16 protein-coding genes and 2 pseudogenes are annotated in these 18943 nt (G+C 60.8%); 16 read left to right on the forward strand and 2 right to left on the reverse strand.

Annotated elements, in window-relative coordinates:
* The first annotated feature begins 307 nt into the window (after nucleotides 1-307).
* The 13 genes and pseudogenes from RX331_RS08985 to RX331_RS38720 all read left to right on the forward strand — a co-directional run bounded on the left by RX331_RS08985 (nucleotide 308) and on the right by RX331_RS38720 (nucleotide 12879).
* On the forward strand, nucleotides 308-3160 hold the full coding sequence (locus RX331_RS08985; RefSeq protein ID WP_317256224.1) for an ATP-binding protein: 2853 nt from the start codon (nucleotides 308-310) through the stop codon (nucleotides 3158-3160).
* Nucleotides 3161-3351: 191 nt separating this feature from the next.
* Entirely contained in the window at nucleotides 3352-4038 is a 687-nt protein-coding gene (locus RX331_RS08990; protein ID WP_317256225.1) for a VOC family protein, read from the forward strand.
* Nucleotides 4039-4072: 34 nt separating this feature from the next.
* Nucleotides 4073-4273, forward strand: a complete 201-nt coding sequence (locus tag RX331_RS08995) for a hypothetical protein (protein WP_317256226.1) — start codon at nucleotides 4073-4075, stop codon at nucleotides 4271-4273.
* Between the two features lie 168 nt (nucleotides 4274-4441).
* Complete coding sequence (locus RX331_RS09000; protein ID WP_317256227.1) at nucleotides 4442-5755, forward strand: epoxide hydrolase; 1314 nt, start codon at nucleotides 4442-4444, stop codon at nucleotides 5753-5755.
* Nucleotides 5756-5814: 59 nt separating this feature from the next.
* Nucleotides 5815-6663 (forward strand): enoyl-CoA hydratase/isomerase family protein, encoded by an 849-nt coding sequence (locus tag RX331_RS09005; protein ID WP_317256228.1) that lies wholly within the window; start codon nucleotides 5815-5817, stop codon nucleotides 6661-6663.
* Between the two features lie 68 nt (nucleotides 6664-6731).
* The gene (locus RX331_RS09010) at nucleotides 6732-7202 is read left to right on the forward strand and encodes a (2Fe-2S)-binding protein (protein ID WP_317258071.1); all 471 of its coding nucleotides are present in this window, start codon (nucleotides 6732-6734) and stop codon (nucleotides 7200-7202) included.
* Between the two features lies 1 nt (nucleotide 7203).
* On the forward strand, nucleotides 7204-9375 hold the full coding sequence (locus RX331_RS09015) for a xanthine dehydrogenase family protein molybdopterin-binding subunit (RefSeq protein WP_317258072.1): 2172 nt from the start codon (nucleotides 7204-7206) through the stop codon (nucleotides 9373-9375).
* Between the two features lie 69 nt (nucleotides 9376-9444).
* Nucleotides 9445-9867, forward strand: coding sequence for an OsmC family protein (locus RX331_RS09020; RefSeq protein ID WP_317256229.1), 423 nt, complete (start codon nucleotides 9445-9447; stop codon nucleotides 9865-9867).
* Nucleotides 9868-9893: 26 nt separating this feature from the next.
* A complete protein-coding gene (locus RX331_RS09025) occupies nucleotides 9894-10337 on the forward strand; it encodes a cupin domain-containing protein (RefSeq protein WP_317256230.1) in 444 nt (147 codons plus the stop codon).
* A 44-nt stretch (nucleotides 10338-10381) separates the two neighbouring features.
* Complete coding sequence (locus RX331_RS09030; protein WP_317256231.1) at nucleotides 10382-10864, forward strand: YybH family protein; 483 nt, start codon at nucleotides 10382-10384, stop codon at nucleotides 10862-10864.
* 359 nt (nucleotides 10865-11223) lie between these two features.
* Nucleotides 11224-11475: a hypothetical protein gene (locus RX331_RS09035; RefSeq protein WP_317256232.1), complete on the forward strand. Its 252-nt coding sequence runs from the start codon at nucleotides 11224-11226 to the stop codon at nucleotides 11473-11475.
* A gap of 509 nt (nucleotides 11476-11984) precedes the next feature.
* A pseudogene (locus tag RX331_RS09040) lies at nucleotides 11985-12369 on the forward strand (transposase); the annotation flags it as partial.
* Between the two features lie 123 nt (nucleotides 12370-12492).
* A complete protein-coding gene (locus tag RX331_RS38720) occupies nucleotides 12493-12879 on the forward strand; it encodes a GTP-binding protein (RefSeq protein ID WP_410708151.1) in 387 nt (128 codons plus the stop codon).
* A gap of 414 nt (nucleotides 12880-13293) precedes the next feature.
* Here RX331_RS38720 and RX331_RS09050 read toward each other — a convergent pair.
* Together RX331_RS09050 and RX331_RS09055 are read right to left on the reverse strand one after the other, a co-directional pair.
* Nucleotides 13294-14145, reverse strand: a pseudogene (locus RX331_RS09050) (helix-turn-helix domain-containing protein).
* 186 nt (nucleotides 14146-14331) lie between these two features.
* Nucleotides 14332-14547, reverse strand: a complete 216-nt coding sequence (locus RX331_RS09055; protein WP_317256233.1) for a hypothetical protein — start codon at nucleotides 14545-14547, stop codon at nucleotides 14332-14334.
* A 326-nt stretch (nucleotides 14548-14873) separates the two neighbouring features.
* On the opposite strand from RX331_RS09055, the gene RX331_RS09060 reads away from it, so the two are divergent.
* The 3 genes from RX331_RS09060 (at nucleotide 14874) to RX331_RS09070 (ending at nucleotide 18421) form a co-directional block, all read left to right on the forward strand.
* Nucleotides 14874-15575: an SDR family NAD(P)-dependent oxidoreductase gene (locus RX331_RS09060; RefSeq protein ID WP_317256234.1), complete on the forward strand. Its 702-nt coding sequence runs from the start codon at nucleotides 14874-14876 to the stop codon at nucleotides 15573-15575.
* Nucleotides 15576-16122: 547 nt separating this feature from the next.
* The gene (locus tag RX331_RS09065) at nucleotides 16123-17127 is read left to right on the forward strand and encodes a TAXI family TRAP transporter solute-binding subunit (protein ID WP_317256235.1); all 1005 of its coding nucleotides are present in this window, start codon (nucleotides 16123-16125) and stop codon (nucleotides 17125-17127) included.
* A 667-nt stretch (nucleotides 17128-17794) separates the two neighbouring features.
* The gene (locus RX331_RS09070) at nucleotides 17795-18421 is read left to right on the forward strand and encodes a DsrE family protein (protein WP_317256236.1); all 627 of its coding nucleotides are present in this window, start codon (nucleotides 17795-17797) and stop codon (nucleotides 18419-18421) included.
* Nucleotides 18422-18943: the final 522 nt, after the last annotated feature.

An 18943-nucleotide genomic window follows, 5' to 3' on the forward strand; every position in this document is an offset into this window, starting at 1 on the left:
GTTAGGATTTGCGAGGGTCCTTCAGATGCAGCATCGCGTTGAAAAGGCGGCCAAATTGGCGAGCTTGCACCCGTCGCGCCTGCGAACCTGCTGGCTCGCTTCTTCTTTTCCTGTGCAAACGGTCAGGACTTGGTCCGAACGGCCGCCAATCAAAGCCACGACCTTCTGCCTATCGGCAATGTCTGCACGCTGCAGTTTCCGCGAGGCAATCGTCGTTCCTGCCCGCATTTAGGGCATGCTTCGAAGTCGATTTTCGGGGTATTTTGGTGTAACAACGGCCCGCAACAAAAGAAGAAACGTGTGACCTGTGGCGAACCGCGGCGGATCAGGGCCATCGATTGCGGCCGAGGCGATCCCGGAGGCATTTTCCTTCGGACCTTTCTGCGTTCTGCCGCACGCCCGTCGCCTGGAACGCAACGGCACGCCGACCCAGCTCGGCAGTCGGGCATTCGACATTCTCTGCATTTTGATCAGCCGCCAGGGAGAAGTCGTCAGCAAGGCCGAGCTAATGGAAAAGGCTTGGTCCGGCCTGACCGTGGAAGAGAGCAGCTTGCGGTTCCACATCGCCCAACTGCGGCGGGTGCTGGGTGACGGCGAGGGTGGCGAATCCTACGTCACCAATGTCGCCGGGCGGGGCTACTGCTTCGTCGCACCGGTGAATCGCGCGGCATCGCCAGCACAGCGCGCCGATTCCGTCAATGAAACACCCCATCCCAATCTTCCGCCTCGACCCACACGGATCATCGGGCGGGAAAGGGATTTCCTGGCGGTAGCGGATCATCTCGTCGGCCGTCGCTTCGTGACGCTTCGCGGACCTGGCGGCATCGGCAAGACGACGCTCGCGATCGACCTTGCCTATGGCATCGGAAGCCGTTTTGCGGACGGGGTGCGATTTCTCGACCTCGGCAGCATCAAGGAACCGAGCCTCGTTGCGGTCGCCGTAGCATCGGCGCTTGGCCTGCTGATTCCTGTTGGCGATCCCACACCGCGGCTCATCGAATCGCTGCGCGACCAGCAGATGCTGTTGGTATTGGACAGTTGCGAGCACGTGATTGAGGCCGTCTCGCGCCTGGCCGAGCAAATGCACGGGCACGCCCCCGGCGTCTCGCTTCTGGCCACGAGCCGGGAATCCCTCGATGCTGAAGGCGAGTCGGTGTTCGAATTGGCCTCACTCGCGCTTCCGCCGGACAATGTCGCGAGCGAAGCCGAACTCGGCAAATATTCGTCTACGCGCCTCTTCATGGAGTGCGCCGTTGCGGCGGGATATAGCGCAGACGTCACCGCCGCCGATGCCGAGATCATAGGCCGGATTTGCCGGAAGCTCGATGGGATGCCGCTGGCGATCGAACTGGTCGCAAGCCGGCTCTCGGCCCATGGACTGCTCGAGATCGACGATCTCATTGGCGGACGGCTCCGCTTGGCGTGGCGCGGGCGCCGCACCGCGCTGCCGCGTCATCAATCGTTGAGTGCGGCGCTGGATTGGAGCTATGACCTGATCGCGCCGGACGAACGAACCTTGCTGGAATATCTCAGCATCTTTCCCGGCCCGTTCACGTTGCAGGGCGCCCGTGCGCTCGCGAGCGATCTTGATGAGCCGGACGCCATCCTCATTCGTCTCGAACAACTGGTCACCAAATCCCTCGTCGCGAGCAGTCCCAGGAGTGCACAGACCTCGTTCCGCCTGCTGGAGACAACACGGGCTTATGCAATCGAAAAACTCGCCGCCTCGGGAGCATCTCACGCCGCGGCCTTGAAGCACGCGAGTTACGTATTACAGGCCCTGAAACCGCGGTCCTATGAACCGGGAGGAGAGCGTCCGGGCGGCTGGACCCATCGCGCCGATCTCCTGAGCGATGCCAGGGCTGCGCTCGTTTGGGTCTTTTCCGGTACGGGCGAAGCAGAATTACAGATTCCTCTTGCGGCCGCCTGCGCGCGGCTGTTCGTGGAGCGCAATTTGCTCGAGGAATGCCGACTCTGGGCCATGCGTGCGCTCGCCTTGCCGGAAAATGCGCCCGGCGATCGGACAGCGAGAGTTGAGTTGCTGTGGGCGTTCGGCCACGCAGCCATGTTTACAGAACGAAACAGCCAGGAATGTGAAGCTGCGCTCAGGCGCGGTTTGGCTTTGGCGCAGGAAGTCGGCGACCTCGAAAAGCAGTTTCGCTTGCTGAGCCGTCTGCATGCGTTGTACCGCCGCACCTACGAGCGAAGAAAGTTGCTGGAGGTGGCACAGCTTGCTGATGCGGTCGCGACCGAGATCGGACATCCCGCCGCGCTCGCCCGTGCGCACACTTATCTCGGGGTTGCCCGCCATTTAAGTGGTGATCAGCGGCTCGCCCGGGAGAGGTTGCAGGCGGGCGAAGCCGGCGACGCTGCAATCCCCGCTTTGCCGGTCGACCATTTTGCAAGCCCGCGCGGCACACACATCATGTCATGCACCAACCTCTGGCTCCTTGGGTTGCCCGATCAGGCCGTCGCCGTCGCAAACGGCCTCATGGATATCGGATCAAACCCCGATCTCGCCATGTATTGCGCGGGACTGTGTTTTGCGGCCCGGGTCTATCGCTGGGTAGGCGATACCGACGCCTTGGAAGAAGCCGCTACCCGATTGGCCGGGCATTCACGCAAGCACGGCTTCGGACCGTTTCACAATGTCTCGCTCGCGCTCAAGGGAGAGCTGCAGGTCACGCGAGGCGCGGTAGACGAAGGGCTTGAATTGCTTCAGCAATCCTTGCCTCGGATGATTGCGGATCGCCTTGAGCTTTACAGTGGGGCCGCCGCCGTCGCATTGGTAGAGGGCTTGGCAATTCGGCAGCGGTTGGATGATGCGCTCAACGCGATACAGACCGAAATCAAGTCAGTCGCTGACCAGGGCGAAAGCTGGGAAATGCCGGAGCTTCTGCGCGTCCGCGGGGAGCTTCGCGCGCGGAGCGGTGATCGTCCCGGTGCAGAACAGGATTTTCGTGCCGCCATGGATCTGGCGGAACAGCAATCCGCCTTGTCGTGGAGTTTGCGGGTTGCCATGAGTCGGTTGCGTCTTGCGAGCGAGCCGGCGGCCAGGGCCGGCGCGGTCTCCGATCTGAAGCGCATCTACGCGCGTTTCGGGGAAGGATTCGACACCGCCGATCTTCGCGATGTCCGCGAAATCCTTCAGCAATTCTGATCCTGCGGCCTGAGGGCACGCAGCCTGGCGAGCCATCGCGGCCCGGCCGGACATTTTCGTCGCTCGCAACGGCTAACGCCCCCTAACAACCCATAACGAGCTATTTCGCGGCCGCTGCGCGAGTGTCATGGCGCACCAATCAGCCGGGTCTCAGGCCCGGTCGCCACAACACCAGCACGGAGGAGGTCGTCATGACCATGATGGAAGAGCGCCGCGGAGCCGCTGTTAGGATTTCCGCGTTGGCGATCGACATGAAGCTCGAGATCGTCGTCATTCCGGTCTCGGACGTTGATCGCGCAAAGGCTTTCTATGCGAGCCTCGGATGGAGACTGGATGCCGACTTCGCCTCCGGCGACGGCTGGCGTGTCATCCAGTTCACACCGCCGGGATCGCCGGCCTCGGTGATCTTCGGCAAGAACGTCACCGCGGCGGCGCCGGGCTCGGCGCAAGGCCTATACGTGATCGTTTCCGACATCGAGGCCGCGCGCTCCGACCTTGTTCGTCGCGGCATCGAGGTCAGCAACGTCTTTCACGGCGCTAGCGACGCGCATGTCGGCGCCGATGAGCCCTATCTGTTCGGACGGTTGCGAATCAGCGGCCCGGATCCCGAGCACGGCAGCTACCGTTCCTTCGCGTCGTTCAGTGATCCGGACGGCAACGGCTGGCTGATGCAGGAGATCACGACGCGATTGCCCGGCCGCGTCGAAGGCGGCACCGCGTTCACTTCGGCGGCCGACCTCGCAAGCGCATTGCGGCGCGCGGCGGCCGCGCATGGCGAACGTGAAAAACGTTCCTGCGGTCAGCACGATGAAAACTGGCCCGACTGGTACGCAGAATACATCGTTCGCGGGCAGGCCGGCAAGCCGCCGCTTTCATAAAGTGATGCATCCAGCTCTCAAGGGGGAGGTTGACATGAAGAAAACTCTGCTGACGATTTTTCGAATTGCGATATCGGCGACGGTGATCGTCGGAAGCGTGTTTGTTCAGCACGTCGCGCGCGAACAGCAGCCGCAACACAGGTATGCCGGCCTGCCGCTCAGCGACAGCGTCGGCGACGAACTTACAGATTACATCGTCGAGAGCGGCAATGCATTCTTCACGTTGATGAGGTGATCGCGTCTCGTGCGTGGCACGAGACGTTGACATCAGGCGTCACTCGCAACGGCTAACGCTCCTTAACAACCCATAACGAGCAATCTCGAAGATCTTGAGCAAGCATCAATCCACAGCAAGTGCAAACCCGGTTCACCCCGGACATTCATCGAAAAAGGGAGCTCCAACATGTCCACGAAGCCAGTATCCGAAGTCATCGATCAGGATCGTCGTCAGTTCCTGAGCAATGCGGCGATGGGAATCGCAGCGGCGGGTACCGCGAGCATCTTTCCTGCGTTCAAATCGAATGCAGCCACGAGCGCCGAGATTCGTCCGTTCCGCGTCCATTTTCCGGAAGAGGCGCTGGTCGATCTGCGCAAGCGGGTCAAGGCGACAAAGTGGCCCAGCCAGGAAATCGTCAAGGATGCAACGCAAGGCGTCCAATTCGCGACCATGCAAAAGCTCGCGGGCTACTGGGCGACGGATTACGACTGGCGCAAGATCGAGTCCAAATTGAATGCCTTGCCGCAGTTCGTCACCGAGATCGACGGCGTCGATATTCATTTCATTCACGTTCGCTCGAAGCACGAAAACGCGTTGCCGATGATCGTGACGCATGGATGGCCCGGCTCGATTATTGAACAGCTGAAGATCGTCGATCCGCTTGCTAACCCCACAGCACACGGCGCGAGCGCATCGGACGCCTTCCACCTCGTGATCCCGTCGCTGCCCGGTTACGGCTTTTCCGGCAAGCCGACCACAACGGGTTGGGATCCCATTCGGATCGCCCGCGCCTGGGCCGTGCTGATGCAGCGCCTAGGGTACACACGATATGTGGCGCAAGGCGGTGATTGGGGAAACGCGGTCACGGAGCAGCTGGCCCTGCAGCAACCTGCTGGATTGGTCGCTATTCACACCAACATGCCTGCGACCGTTCCGGCTGATATCGACAAGCTCGCCTTTGCCAACGCGCCAGCGCCGTCGGGCCTCTCAGCCGACGAGAAACATGCGTATGACCAGCTCAGTCACTTCTACAAAACCGGCCTGGCCTATGCCCAGGAGATGGGGGCCCGGCCACAGACGCTGTATGGCATCGAGGACTCGCCGATCGGCCTCGCCGCATGGATGATCGACCACGACGAGCGGAGTTACGCGCTTATCGCACGTGTGTTTGACGGCAAAGCCGAGGGCCTGACCCGCGAGGACATCGTCGACAATATCACGCTGTATTGGTTGACGAACACCGGCATCTCTTCGGCTCGCCTTTATTGGGAGAGCAAGCTTGCCTTTTTCGCACCGAAGGGCGTCACGCTTCCGGTTGCCGTGAGCGCGTATCCGGACGAGCTGTATCAGGCGCCGCGGAGCTGGGCGGAGAAGGCATATCCGAAGCTCATTCACTACAACAGACTCGACAAGGGCGGTCACTTCGCCGCCTGGGAGCAGCCGGCATCGTTCAGCGCCGAGATGCGTGCCGCGTTCAAGTCATTGCGGCAATCGAGCTGAAGCAAGCAGGACGCGCACCTGCTGCGCGTCCCATCCCGCACAAATCAATGGAGTGCCCCATGAACCGCCCCGAGAAAACCTTTACGGCTACGCAAATTCAGCTCGAGCGGCGCCTGCCGTCGTACTGGCGCGTGACGTTCGATCATCCTCCGCTCAACATCTTCGGCCCCGAGACGATCCCGCAGCTGGACGAAATCATCACGGCGCTGGAGACCGATCCGCAGGTGAAGGTCGTCGTGTTCGACAGCGCGGTGAATGGCTTCTTCCTGACGCATTACGACTTCTTTGCGCCGCTGGAGGAATCTACGCGCATCCCGCCCGGTGCGACCGGCCTGCAGGCGCTCCCCGATATGCTGGCCCGTCTCAGCCGCGCGCCGGTTGCATCGATCGCCTCGATCCGAGGCCGCGCCACCGGGGTTGGAAGTGAACTGGCGCTGGCGAGCGATATGCGGTTCGCAAGCCGCGAGAAGGCAATCCTGTCGCAATGGGAGGTCGGCGCCGGCCTAGTGCCGGGCGGCGGGCCGATGGCTCGGCTGCCGCGCCTGATCGGCCGCGGCCGCGCATTGGAGGTGCTGCTCGGCGCCGACGACATCAACGGCGAACTCGCCGAACGCTACGGATACGTCAACCGCAGCCTGCCGGATTCTGAACTCGACGGCTTTGTCGATGCGCTGGCGATGCGGATCGCCTCGTTCGACAAGCAGGCGATCGCCGAGACCAAACGTCTCGTCAACGCGGCGAGCTTGCCATCGGATGCGGAAATCGCCCCGGAGTGGGATGCGTTCCTCGCCTCCGTGCAACGGCCTGCCAGCCAGACCCGGATCAAGAAACTGCTGGAACGCGGCTTCCATCGCGCCGGCGACGTCGAAAACCGGCTCGGCTTCCACGTCGGCCAATTGGGCAGTTGAGCTCGTTTGACAGCATCACCGCCGGCGGCGTCGTGCAGGCGGTGATGTCCAAGGGAAGGAGAAACACCATGGCATTCACGATCAGCATTAATGGAATCTGGCACAGCGTCGATGTCGATGCCGATACACCGTTGCTCTGGGTGTTGCGCGACGTGCTCGGCATGACCGGCACGAAGTTCGGTTGCGGCGCGGCCCTATGCGGCGCCTGCACTGTTCATATCGATGGCGTCGCAACAAGGTCATGCGTCACGCCGATCGACAGCATCGGAAAGTCGGCAGTTACGACGATTGAAGCGATTGGAGCGACGGCGGCCGGCGCAAGAATTCAAAAGGCTTGGCTCGACCATGAGGTCGTCCAGTGCGGCTACTGTCAGTCCGGGCAGGTCATGTCCGCCTCGGCGTTGCTGGCGAGCAATCCGCACCCGACAGACGGCGATATTGATGAGGCCATGAGTGGCAACATTTGCCGCTGTGGAACTTATGTGCGCATCCGCGAGGCGATCAAGCTTGCCGCGCAGTCGACCGCAAAGGGAGGCTGACATGGGTTTCGATCGCGTGACCTCACGTCTCGACGACACCAACCTGTCACGGCGTGGTTTTCTTGCCGGCACCGCGGCGGTTGGTGGCGGCCTGTTACTGAGCCTGGCGCTGCCCCTCGACCAAAGCAACGCGGCCTCTACTAACTTTGCACCAAACGCCTTCATCCGCATTGGCGACGACGGCGAGGTTGTCCTGACCATGCCCTATGTCGAAATGGGGCAAGGTACCTATACTTCGATCCCGATGCTGATCGCCGAAGAGCTCGAGGTGAACCTCAGTCAGGTGCGCCTGGAACACGCGCCGCCGAACGAAAAGCTTTACGCCAATCCGATGCTTGGCGTACAGGCTACGGGAAACTCGAATGCCATGCGCAGTGCGTGGAAGCCGCTGCGCGAGGCCGGCGCGGCGGCGCGGATGATGCTGATCGCCGCGGCTGCCACGCGATGGAACGTAGACCCGGCGACCTGCCGCGCAAGGGACGGCGAAGTGATCGATGCGAAGGGGCGACGCCTGAAATACGGGGAACTCGTCGCAGACGCGGCACGGGCCGCAGTGCCGGAGAAAGTGACACTGAAGAGGCCCGAAGAGTTCAAGCTGATTGGCACGCCCGCCAAGCGGCTTGACGCGCCGGGAAAGGTCAACGGCACGGCCCGTTATGGCATCGATGCACGCCCACCCGGTGTGAAGATTGCGACGCTGGCACAATCGCCGGTGTTCGGTAGTCGCCTGAAGAGTCTGGACGATACCGAAGCAAAGGTCGTCAAGGGCGTGCGCCAAATCGTTCGGCTTGATGATGCTGTTGCTGTCGTTGCTGACCACATGGGAGCGGCCAAGAAGGGGCTGGAAGCCCTCAAGATCGAGTGGGAGGACGGCCCGCACGCGGCGCTGTCGACGGCGCAAATCGCGGGCCAGCTCGAACAGGCGACGCTCGGCTCGGGCACGGTGGCGCAGAGCAACGGCGATGCGGACAAGGCGTTGGCGGCTGCCGTCACCAAAGTAGAGGCGACGTATCAACTTCCATTCCTGGCCCACGCCACGATGGAGCCCATGAACTGCACCGTGCATGTCCGCAAAGACGAATGCGAGATATGGATCGGCAGCCAGGCTGTGGCTCGCGTGCAGACGATGGCTGCCAAGGCAGCGGGCTTGCCGCCAGAGAAAATCATCGTCCACAATCATCTCATTGGCGGCGGCTTTGGGCGGCGGCTGGAGGCCGACGTCGCTGTCCGGGCCGTCGAGATCGCCAAACAGGTCGATGGTCCTGTCAAGGTGGTTTGGACCCGTGAGGAAGACATCCAGCATGGAATGTATCGGCCGTACTGGTTTGACCGAATTGCTGCGGGGCTCGATGCGCAGGGAAAGCCCATGGCTTGGAAGAACCGCTTCGCCGGGCCGTCAGTTATTGCGCGATGGCTGCCGCCGGCCTTCAAGGATGGTCTCGATCCCGATTCGACCGAAGGCGCGATCGATCTCGTGTATGACCTGCCGAATTTCCACGTGGAGTTTGTGCGCGTGGAGCCGCCGGGGATTCCGACGGCGTTCTGGCGCAGTGTCGGGCCGTCGCACAATGTCTTCGTGACCGAAAGCTTTATCGACGAACTGGCCTCTGAAGCGAAGCAGGATGCCGTCGCCTATCGCCGGATGCTGCTGGACCGCAACCCGCGCGCCAGGGCGGTGCTCGATCTTGCCGCGGAAAAATCCGGCTGGGGACAGGCCTTGCCCAAGGGCAGCGGGCGCGGCGTCGCGGTGCAATTCGTTTTCGGCAGTTATCTGGCGCAGGTCGCCGAGGTCGAAGTGTCGAAGGATGGCAACGTCCGGGTTCGCCGGGTGGTCTGTGCGATGGATTGCGGCACGGTCGTCAACCCTGACACGGTGCAGGCGCAGCTTCAGAGCGGCGTCATCTTCGGCGCAACAGCCGCGCTCTACGGCGAGATCACGCTGAAGAATGGGCGCGTCGAGCAGACCAATTTTGACACCTACCAGATGCTCCGCATGAACGAGGCGCCGGTGATCGATGTGCACATCGTCAAGAGTGCGGAGGCGCCCGGTGGAATGGGCGAGACTGGAACATCACTGATCGTGCCGGCGATCGCGAACGCGATCTTCGCGGCGACTGGCAAACGCCTGCGAAAGATGCCGGTCGATAGCAGCGTTCTGAAGCTGCCGGCGTAACCGGCGCGATGAGGTTGTCCCGCACACTTCTGTGCGGGGCTGTATGCAGAACTAGCAGGGAGAAGAGCAATGATCCGTAAGGCAAAGGCAGTGTGGCATGGAACGGGGCGTGCGGGGAGCGGACAGCTGACGAGCGATTCAGGTGTCCTGGATGCCACCCCGTATTCCTACAAGACCCGCTTCGAGAATGAGAAGGGCACAAATCCCGAAGAACTGATCGCGGCCGCCCATGCCGGTTGTTTCACGATGGCCCTGGCGTTCGGCCTGCAGGCGGGAGGATTCAATCCGACCGAGCTCTCCACGGAGGCCGCGGTCACGCTGGATCCAGACGGCCAAGGATTTAAGATCAGCAAGTCTGCTCTCACCTTGCGGGCCAAGGTACCCAACCTCGACGACGCCGGCTTTGCCCGCATCGCCGGAGAAGCCGAGAAGAACTGCCCGGTATCGAAGGTGCTCAACGCCACGATCACGCTGGACGCGAAGCTCGCCTAGTCAGCCGTCAGGAAGGAGGCAGCGTCATGGCCCGCAATCATCAACCCGATCAATCGACGTTCAGGGCAGTGTTCCCTGAGGATATCGAGTGGAAGCCGTTCCCCGCGTTTCCGTCAGGTGCGCGGCTCGCTGTGATGGTGGGCCATCCGTCCGAGGCGGGACCTTATGTGGTCCGCGTCAAGGTGCCTGGCGGCACCAGGCTGATGCCACACAAGCATCCGGAAGACCGTATCTACACGGTCATGTCGGGCGTCTTCTACATCGGGCTAGGGGAAGCCTTCGATGGCGACAAGGTGACCGCCTATCCGCCCGGTAGCGTCGTCGTGCTGCCCGGCGAGACCTGGCATTTCCACTGGGCGAAGTCCGGAGAATACGTCACGCAAGTCTCCGCGATCGGTCCGCTCGGCCTCGAATATCACGACGCGCACGATGACCCACGTGTGCAAGCCACGGAAGCGCGGCGAGCGTGATTGAAGCGCGGGTCTTTTGAGGACACGCAACACGGAGAAACATCATGACGCTAAGATTGACTGAGATTACCGGACGCGAAGTGCAAAGCGATCGCGGCGACCCACTTGACGCATTTATCGCATTTTACAAAGCCTTCAACGGGCGGGACCTTGACGGGCTGGCGGCCAACTGGGAACAGGGGGATGCACCCAGCATGGACAACCCGATGGGCGGCATCCGGCGAGGTTGGCGGTCGATCAGTGAAGGCTATTTGAAATTGTTCGGTGGACCGGCGGTTGTCCAGGTGACATTCCACGATTTCACGAGCCTGGGTGGCGACCATTGGCACCTGTTCGTCGGCCGCGAAAAAGGCACGTGTATCACCCCTGACGTGAAGATGGATGTTCGATTCCGTACGACGCGCTGGTTCACGAGACGGGGCGGTGCGTGGCGCCAGCTGCATCACCACGGATCGATCGAGGAGCCCGGAATGCTTGCGGCATACCAAAGGACAATTCTCGGAACGGTGTTGGGCGAGGTGGCGTGAGTGGCTGTTACAAGAATAGCTGATACTTCGTCCTCGTGTAGCTTGCCGAGCCGTAGCGCGCAGCAACAGCCCACCTTCGCCCAATTGGAGCTTCGGCGCGGCAGCCTTCACTCGCTTCGCGAGCGATGGCTGGTGGGCCGGCAGGACTCGAACCTGCAACCAGACCGTTATGAGCGACGGGATAGCGGTCGGCTTTGTTGATGTCCCCGTAAAGAGTCCCTTCTGATTCACGCTGAGGCAATTTCAGAGCTTGCAGCAGCGATACGTCAGCATGCCGTAGCGATTTCCTCAGCCAAGGGTGGGCAAGCCGACGTCGCAACTAACGACGTCGTCTTAGCGACCCATGTCACGGCACCCCCTTGACCCAGATCCTCGACGGCATCAAAGCCGTCTTCAACACGAACCGAAACTTGAAGGACGACGACGAAATCAACGACCTTCTTCCTGAGGGGACGGCCAGGCTCGTAGCTATGTGGGAGGATTTCGACGACTATCCGGCTTTCCGCCAGCGCGGTTTGGCGATCGGACCGAACGATCTTCGATTTGTCAAAACGGTGAAGGAGCTTGTCGGTGTGGTCGCGTGGCGTTTAAGGAACACATTGAATCGATAGATTTTCAACGGGGGACGAAAATGATTGGGATGCAAGGGCGCATCGCGTCGGCGGCTGCGGCTTGTCTGCTTTTAGGGGTATCAGGCGGGGCGCCTCAGCCGGTCGACGACGAGAAGCCGCTGAGCGAAACCGAACGCGCCGAACTGCAGAGATTACGGGCAGAAGTTCGCAAGCTCTAAGCAAGAGAAGGCGCGATCCGCTGAACTGCCGGTCCCGAAGACGCGAAGCGCTAACGCCAAATTGGTCCCGACTACAGCGGCCCCGTCGGCGACCGATCCTTATCCCGAAGCGATCGATCCGAAGACGGTCGAGAAGAAGTATCAGACGCAACCCTTCTTTCTCCGCAAGGAGGCGATCGATGCCGCCTATTATCTTTATCCGTTAGGCTATCTGCTCGATACAAAAGGGGCTTCTGTAACTTACACTCGGGACGAACTGGCGAAGTCAAGCTTACACTGCAATATTAACTCATGGGCAACGGGCTTCGACCGCGCGCGTCGCATTTCGGGGCGGAGCGCGGGCTGAAGGTCGACTACCACTCGGTGTGGGACTTCGTTCATGCCGAGAAGCTCAGCTTCAAAAAAAGCGTGGTGGCAGGCGAACGCGATCGGCCCGACGTGGCGCGTCGGCGAGCGCAATGGGCAAAGTATCAAGACCGCGTCGAAGCTGAACGGCTGGTTTTCATCGACGAGACCAGGACAGATGGTGCCGCTGCGGGGATGGGCACCGCGGGGGCAGAGACTGATCGCGAAGGTTCGCCATGGCCGCTGGAAAACCATGACCTTCCTGGCGGCCCTGCGGCATAACCGGATCGATGCGCGGTGGTTCATCGAGGGACCGATCAATGGCGAGAGCGTCCGGACCTATGTTGTTAACGGCGTTTCTCCGGAGTTGCTGTGATCTGCCGAAGCTTCTCCATCTGCTCTACGACGCTGCGCTGCATCCAGGACGGTGGGCGCCTTTCCTTGCCTTGCCGAGTTCTTTTGGCGGCCTTGCGGCATCCTCCAACAGATTGATGTGCCCACATCCACCATACGGGTTCCACAGCACTTCAACGTTGATCCGGCATACACCGCTTCGTACGGAGAGGATTTCGCCAGCATCGATCCATATGCGCCGATTGGCTTCGAAGAGGTGCCGGCCGGGAAGGTGGTCGATGCAACCTACTTTCTGGCTCCTGAAGCCGTTGAGCGCACCTGCTGCGTGTCAAAGGAATTCTCAATATTCTCAGGGAGTCGGGCGCCAATCGTGATCCACGGTGTGCACCATGTCTTCCATCCGCCTGTGGCGCTCGCCGCATGGCCCGACGAAGACCGCCGCTTGCGTATCGTGTTCATCACCTGCCACATCGCACGCCAAGAGGCGATCGCGCTCGGGCGGCTGAAGACCGCCCGGCGGCCGTAGACGGTTGCGTCGGTTAGATCTAGGCGCGTACTTGTTAACCGGCTCTACATGCGGGCAACCGCGAGCACGACGCGACAAGCAAACTCTGGAGGTCAACGGTTTGCCCCCAACAAAGCACGGCAATGACGATGGTGGCCGACCGAAAGGGCAAACAGCCGAGCTATGACGCATCTACTGTGCTTATCTTGATCCGGAAAATGGCGCGGCGATGCCGGACGATCTGAAGACAACGGTCGCAGATCGTGGCGATCCATCTGACCGATGCGTTCGAAGCCCGCCAAAACGCAATCCGCACAAGCTCCGCAAGCGCTTGGTGTCCTTCATCGCCGAAATTTCGGGAGAGGAGCTGCCGCCGCTCGACGTCTCAGTGAATTTCCAGACGCCGCCGCGTCTCACCAGCGAGCGTTTTGCGCGCTAGATGTGGAGCCTCAACAGGTTGTTCCAGTCCAGACTCTGCTGATTGGTGGCTTTGAGCCGAAACTGCCATGAGGGCGACCAGTTGTAGCGGAGGAGCCATCTGGAGCAGTTCGGCGGTGTGTTGGTCGAAGTTCTCGTAGCCGCAGGCATAAGCCTACTCGCGCGGGCTGTTTTGGACAAAGCGGTCGGCCTTGCCGTTCGTCTTGGGCGTGGAGGGCCTGGTGCGGATGTGCTTGAGGCCGAGCCTCTCGCAGCCTCGTAGCAAGAGCCGCCCGTCATGACGCGCTGGATAGTCAAGCCAAGGCTCGCATAGTAGGCGACCGTCGCCTTGAGGAAGGCAACCGTGCTCTCCTTACGCTCGTCCCGCAAGATCTTCCTGAAGGCAATGATGGAGGCACGGCTCTCTTCCGAGTGAACCCCTGGGGATGCGACGGCCGATGCGGCTGAATTTGCCGAGCGTTTTGATTTCGATGTGGATCAGCTCGCCCGGATGCACCGGTTCGGCCGGCTCCAGCGCGGCGAGCCGGTTCAGGCCAAGCCGACGCAGGATGCGGCTGACGGTCGCTGGCGATATCCCAACTTCGACGACGATCTGCTTGCCCATGTGGCGCCCTCGACGGCAGCGCACGCGGCAGCTGGGGTTTGGCTTGGCGATAAATGGGAGCATGAGGACCGTTCCCGCAAGCCATCCACGCCTTCTGCGCGGAAGCGGTTGACCCACTTAGCTACAGTCTTCCGCGTGACGTCGAACTGGCGCGCGGCGACCTGGCTCGGCCCTCCTTCAACAACACTGCGTACCATCGCTTCTCGACCTTTGGGCGTCAGAGGCGCATTCTTGCGGGTGTTCATTCGGTTCTCCGCGAATCGCTGGTGTTTGGCGACTTCAGAGTTCCCGGTCAGGGCCGAATGGACAATCTCGTGAAAGCTCGCAGCTGGGTCTACATGCAAGGAGCTCCCCCGGGAGTCCGGCGTCGATCGGGAAGCGCCCGGTGAAAAAGGACGCGGCGCCAAGACCGCGCGGGTGCCATCCGCGCTCTAGATAGTCACCGACACGGACGGCGTGACGACGATTTGAAAAGCAGACATTAGAGTAGCGGAAGCGGCATTGGCATGGTCATTGGCTTCACAGGCGTCGAGCAAGGCGACGTGCGCATGCTCAAGGCCAACAACGCTGGCGTGCAAATCAGTGGGTAATCTCCAGGTTTCGGCGCTTTTATGTGATGCTACCAACTTCAGGTTGTATTGGCCCATGTCCCTCCTGCATTCGTTCCAACAATGTCTGGATCTCGTATTCCGCATGACCCTGGAAATGCATGAAGAGGCTCTTATCCGCGGTCAAATTCGACCTTGGGTGAACGCCCATTAGTGTTTTGCTGCCAATCTACGCCGCGCACGACCACAGCGACGGGATTGCATCCGTTGCAATGTCTCCAGCTGGTATGTGGAACCTGATCGATGCCGATCGTCACCGATCAGCCGGACCGATACGGTACTGGTACGCAGTTGGTCATTGGCGTCGGCGCCGCCAGCACGTGCGGCCGTGGGATGAAGAACCGAAAGCGCGACAGGAGCGGTTGATGCTGACTTCGGGCGCATCCGGGGCACCGAAGATTGTCGGACATACGCCCGACGGGTTTGCCGGCGCCATTATCGCCGAAAGGAGCTGCGCGATCCGCCTAAACGGGTTGTCGCCGATCGTTCTGATCAAATACGTGGTGCGCCATATGATGGCCGACGGCGCCGGGCGCGTCGTCAACATCTCCTCCATTTTCGCCTCGACCGGCTACAATGGCCTGTTCGCCTATGCCGCGTCCAAGGCCGCTGCTGCCGGCTTCACCCGTTCATTAGCCCGCGAACTCGGCGGGCTCGGTATTACCCTGAATGCGATCGCGCCCGACTTCATCGATAACGAACTGACCGGTTCCTTGGACGACGACGGCTGCCGTCGCATCGCCAGCCGCACCGCGATGCGCCGCTTGCCGAGCCCGACGACGTCGCTTCCATGGTCTAGTATCTCCTCGGAGAAAGGCGGCCGGAACATCAACGGCACTGGCGGGGGACGCCGGCAACACGGCCTGACCGCCGCGACGGCGGCATGCCATACGGCGTCGCTTCGCTTGCGGGGCCCTCTAAATCGAAGCTGGCTGTTGCAAACTCCTGCAGCCTCCCGAGCAGCAGAGAGTGCGGGATTTGGAAACGACATCGACAGCGTTCCGGATTTCCTCATCGGGTGTTACGTCTTTCTGAGTGCGTTCCAGCCGACCTGTGGTGGTTGCTGAAGTCAAGCTCTCGATTTGGTTGGTCATCGCGTCGCCAGTACAGCTTGAGCGGTTTCCATAGATGTACCCCTTAAGAGTTTCCCAGAACCAGGCGATCGAAGTGCATAAGATGAGGGTCACGCATTGGAATAAGCCATCTCACTGTGCGGCAGTTGATTGCAGATGGGTCGCCAATGGAAAGCCGGTCATTCTCGGGGAACGATGACGTAGGTATTGCTTGCGGAATCTCGGCCACGTCGCGCATCGCTTCGGACCGGAAGCTATTTGCCCGGAACACGATGATGCACCTGCAAGCAGAGGGACGAGCCCGCGCCCGTGCGAATCGCTGCCGCTGTCGTTGCGATGACGCGGTTATCCCAATCGCTGGCCGCTCCGGATCAGGCTCGATACGCGGCAGCCGATGGCTAACGCGCGATGAAAGTTCGTATGGAGGCGCTGCATCCGTAGCACAGTTTCTCCAGCACTGGCGGATCGGCAGCGTCTTCGAAGCGTGGCAAGGAATTGGCCGATGAGTTGGTCTGTTGGTCCAGGTCCGCGAACTTTGCTCATGGCCTTCATCGCTTTGCCCGTGATCGTTCAGCCGCTCGCTGCGGAGGCGCAGACGCAAAATGCCAGGCCGCACGGCGTTCGTCTGTTTGATCGCGAGCCGCAGGCGCAAAAGCCGCAAGTGGCGATGAATGCCTGGACTGTCGGTATTGCAGGAGGCCTTCTCGAAGGTGCGCCAATCCGCCTTGCGGCGGAGATCGCCCGCGTAGTGGATGACGGACCCAATCTGCACGTTCTGCCTGTCGTGACACGCGGCGCCACGGAAAATGTGAATTCACTGCTCTATTTGCGCGGTATCGACGCCGCGATCATCAATTCCGACGCGCTGGAGGAATATAAAAGCCAGGTGCCGGATATTCAGCGACGGCTCGCCTACATCCTGAATTTATTCCCCTCCGAACTTCAAATCTTTGTTCGTCCAGAGATTCAGAGTCTGAATGATCTTGCCGGCAAGAAAGTGAACTTCAATACCCAGGGTACCGCGGCGGCGTATTCCGGCCCTATGATCTTCAGTCGGCTCGGTCTCGAGGTGGAAAAGACCTTCATCCCGCATCAGGTCGCGCTCGAGCAGATGCGCAAGGGCCAGATGGCGGGTGTCGTCTTCATTACCTCGAAACCGGTAGATGCCTTCGTTCGGGGCCGTTGGGAGTCCGGATTCAAGTTCTTGCCAGTCCCCTATGAAAGCAAATTCGAGGACTACTATCTGCCCGCCACGCTCGATGCTGCGGACTATCCCAATCTGATTAAGCCGGGCGAACATGTAACGACGATTGCCGTTCCGACCGCTCTCGTCGCCTTCAATTTTCCAGCCAAATCGAACCGCTTTCAGCGCATCGCACGTTTTGTCGATCATCTTTTCTCGCGGATCGGCAAACTGCAGGAACCCGGCTTCGACCCGAAATGGAAATCGATCAATCTCGCTGCGACAGTTCCTGGTCTCGCGCGCTTTCCTGCGGCGCAAGCGTGGCTCGAACGCCAGTCCCACGCAACGCATGCATCGCAATGAGAAGCGCGGCCATCCCGGTTGTAGCTGTAATCGCGCTCACAGGCGGGATTGCCTGGACGCAAGGGACGGAAGACCCTGCGGCGCAGCTTCGCGATTGCACCCTGATAGAGGGCCCCGAACGGCCGGGGTGCCCGGACAAGGCGGCGCGAACGATCCCGCCGGCACATCAAGCGGCTTCAAAAGCAGACAACTGGATCATCAGCCAAACGACTTCGCCTGTTGACTATTCGCCAGTCGCCACCGCCACGACCTTGTCGAACGATGGTGCGGCAGCCGAATCCGCAATGAAGCTTTCAATTCGCTGCCGCAAGGGGCGGACCGAGTTGGTGGTCGCGGGACCCGGCATCTCAGGCCACAGCCGCGATTACGCGATTATCTATCGCATTAACGGCGGTGAGCAGATGAAAATTGCTGCAGCGCCCCCGGCGTCGGGAATCGGAGTTTCATTCGGAGGCGACGTTGTTCGCTTGCTGCAGGCCCTTCCAGACAGTGGAAGCCTCGGTGTTCAACTTATACCCCGAAGGGGCACTGCTCTGGATGCAGTGTTCTCGCTAGGCGGTTTGGAAGCGGTGCTTGCGAAGATGGGCGCTGTGTGCAGGTGGCCTCATCCAGCTGCCAAACCCAACGGGTGAGAAGTTCAATGACTGTGTTTAATAGGAGAGGCATCATGAGCATGTTTCAGCATATTTCGAGGATAGCTACTGCAGGAGCCGTGATAGTCCTGTTCGCTCCGTCATTCACTGCGGCGGAGCAAGGCGGCCGATACTGGGTACCGACGGAAAATCCCACTACATACCACCCGCGTATCGCAGCAAAAGTTGCGGTCACGCATAAGGCCACCACCAACACGCATAAGGCCAATACACATAAGCATAAGCGGGAACGTTCCCATCTCGCCGCCAATGCCAGGCTTGAACCCGACCCCGAGCCTCACCGTTTGGTTTTGCAGGTAAACACCAACGACTCCGCCGCGATGAACCTCACGCTTAACAACGCAACGAATGTGGCGCAGTACTATAAGGACCTCGGCGAGAAAGTGAAAATCGAGGTGGTCACGTTTGGGCCGGGTCTGCATATGCTGCGCGACGACACATCTCCGGTAAAGGCGCGCATCGAGGAGATGATGCTGAGTACGCCTGAGGTGTCGTTCAAGGCGTGTGGCAATACCCAGGAAAAAATGCACAAAGCCGAGAACAAGGACATCCCGATTGTTGCTCAGGCGGAGGTGGTGAAATCAGGCGTAGTGCGCGTCATGGAGTTGCAGGAGAAAGGGTGGACCTATGTGAAGCCGTGAGCGGAGGTGCTGGATCCCGAGATCGGCATCCAGCGCCTACAAGCTTATAGATGGTGCTCCGCTGCGCCTAGCACTCCTACAGCGCTTCCTGCGGATATCTCGCTAGCGGTACTCATCGCGAGATCAAGCGACGAAGCCTTCCGGATAAAACAGGTGGCAGAGAAGGGCGCGGCGGAGCTGCAACAGGAGCGCAAGTGGTCCGCGCAGTTGAAGCAAGAATCTTGCGGCAGCACGGCGTGAATCGAAACTCAGCCGCGCTGGCGGCACAGGCAAGCGATTGTTGCGGCGGCAATAGGCAGCGGTAGCCCGTGCTGCCGAACTGGGGCAATCGCAAACGGGCCGACGCACCGGCACAAGACCTCAGGTCGCAACGTTCTCGCCTCTCCAACTGGAGGTCGCGCTGTCCGACATACTCGCGAGCGCGGCCAGGAAGTTAATCGCGCGACCGTTAGCGATGTATTTCGCATGATGATGCGATGGCTTGAGATGGGTCATTGTACGCGGCGCCAAAAGCGCGAATCC

The sequence above is a fragment of the Bradyrhizobium sp. BWA-3-5 genome, assembly GCF_032917985.1.
GTDB lineage: Bacteria > Pseudomonadota > Alphaproteobacteria > Rhizobiales > Xanthobacteraceae > Bradyrhizobium.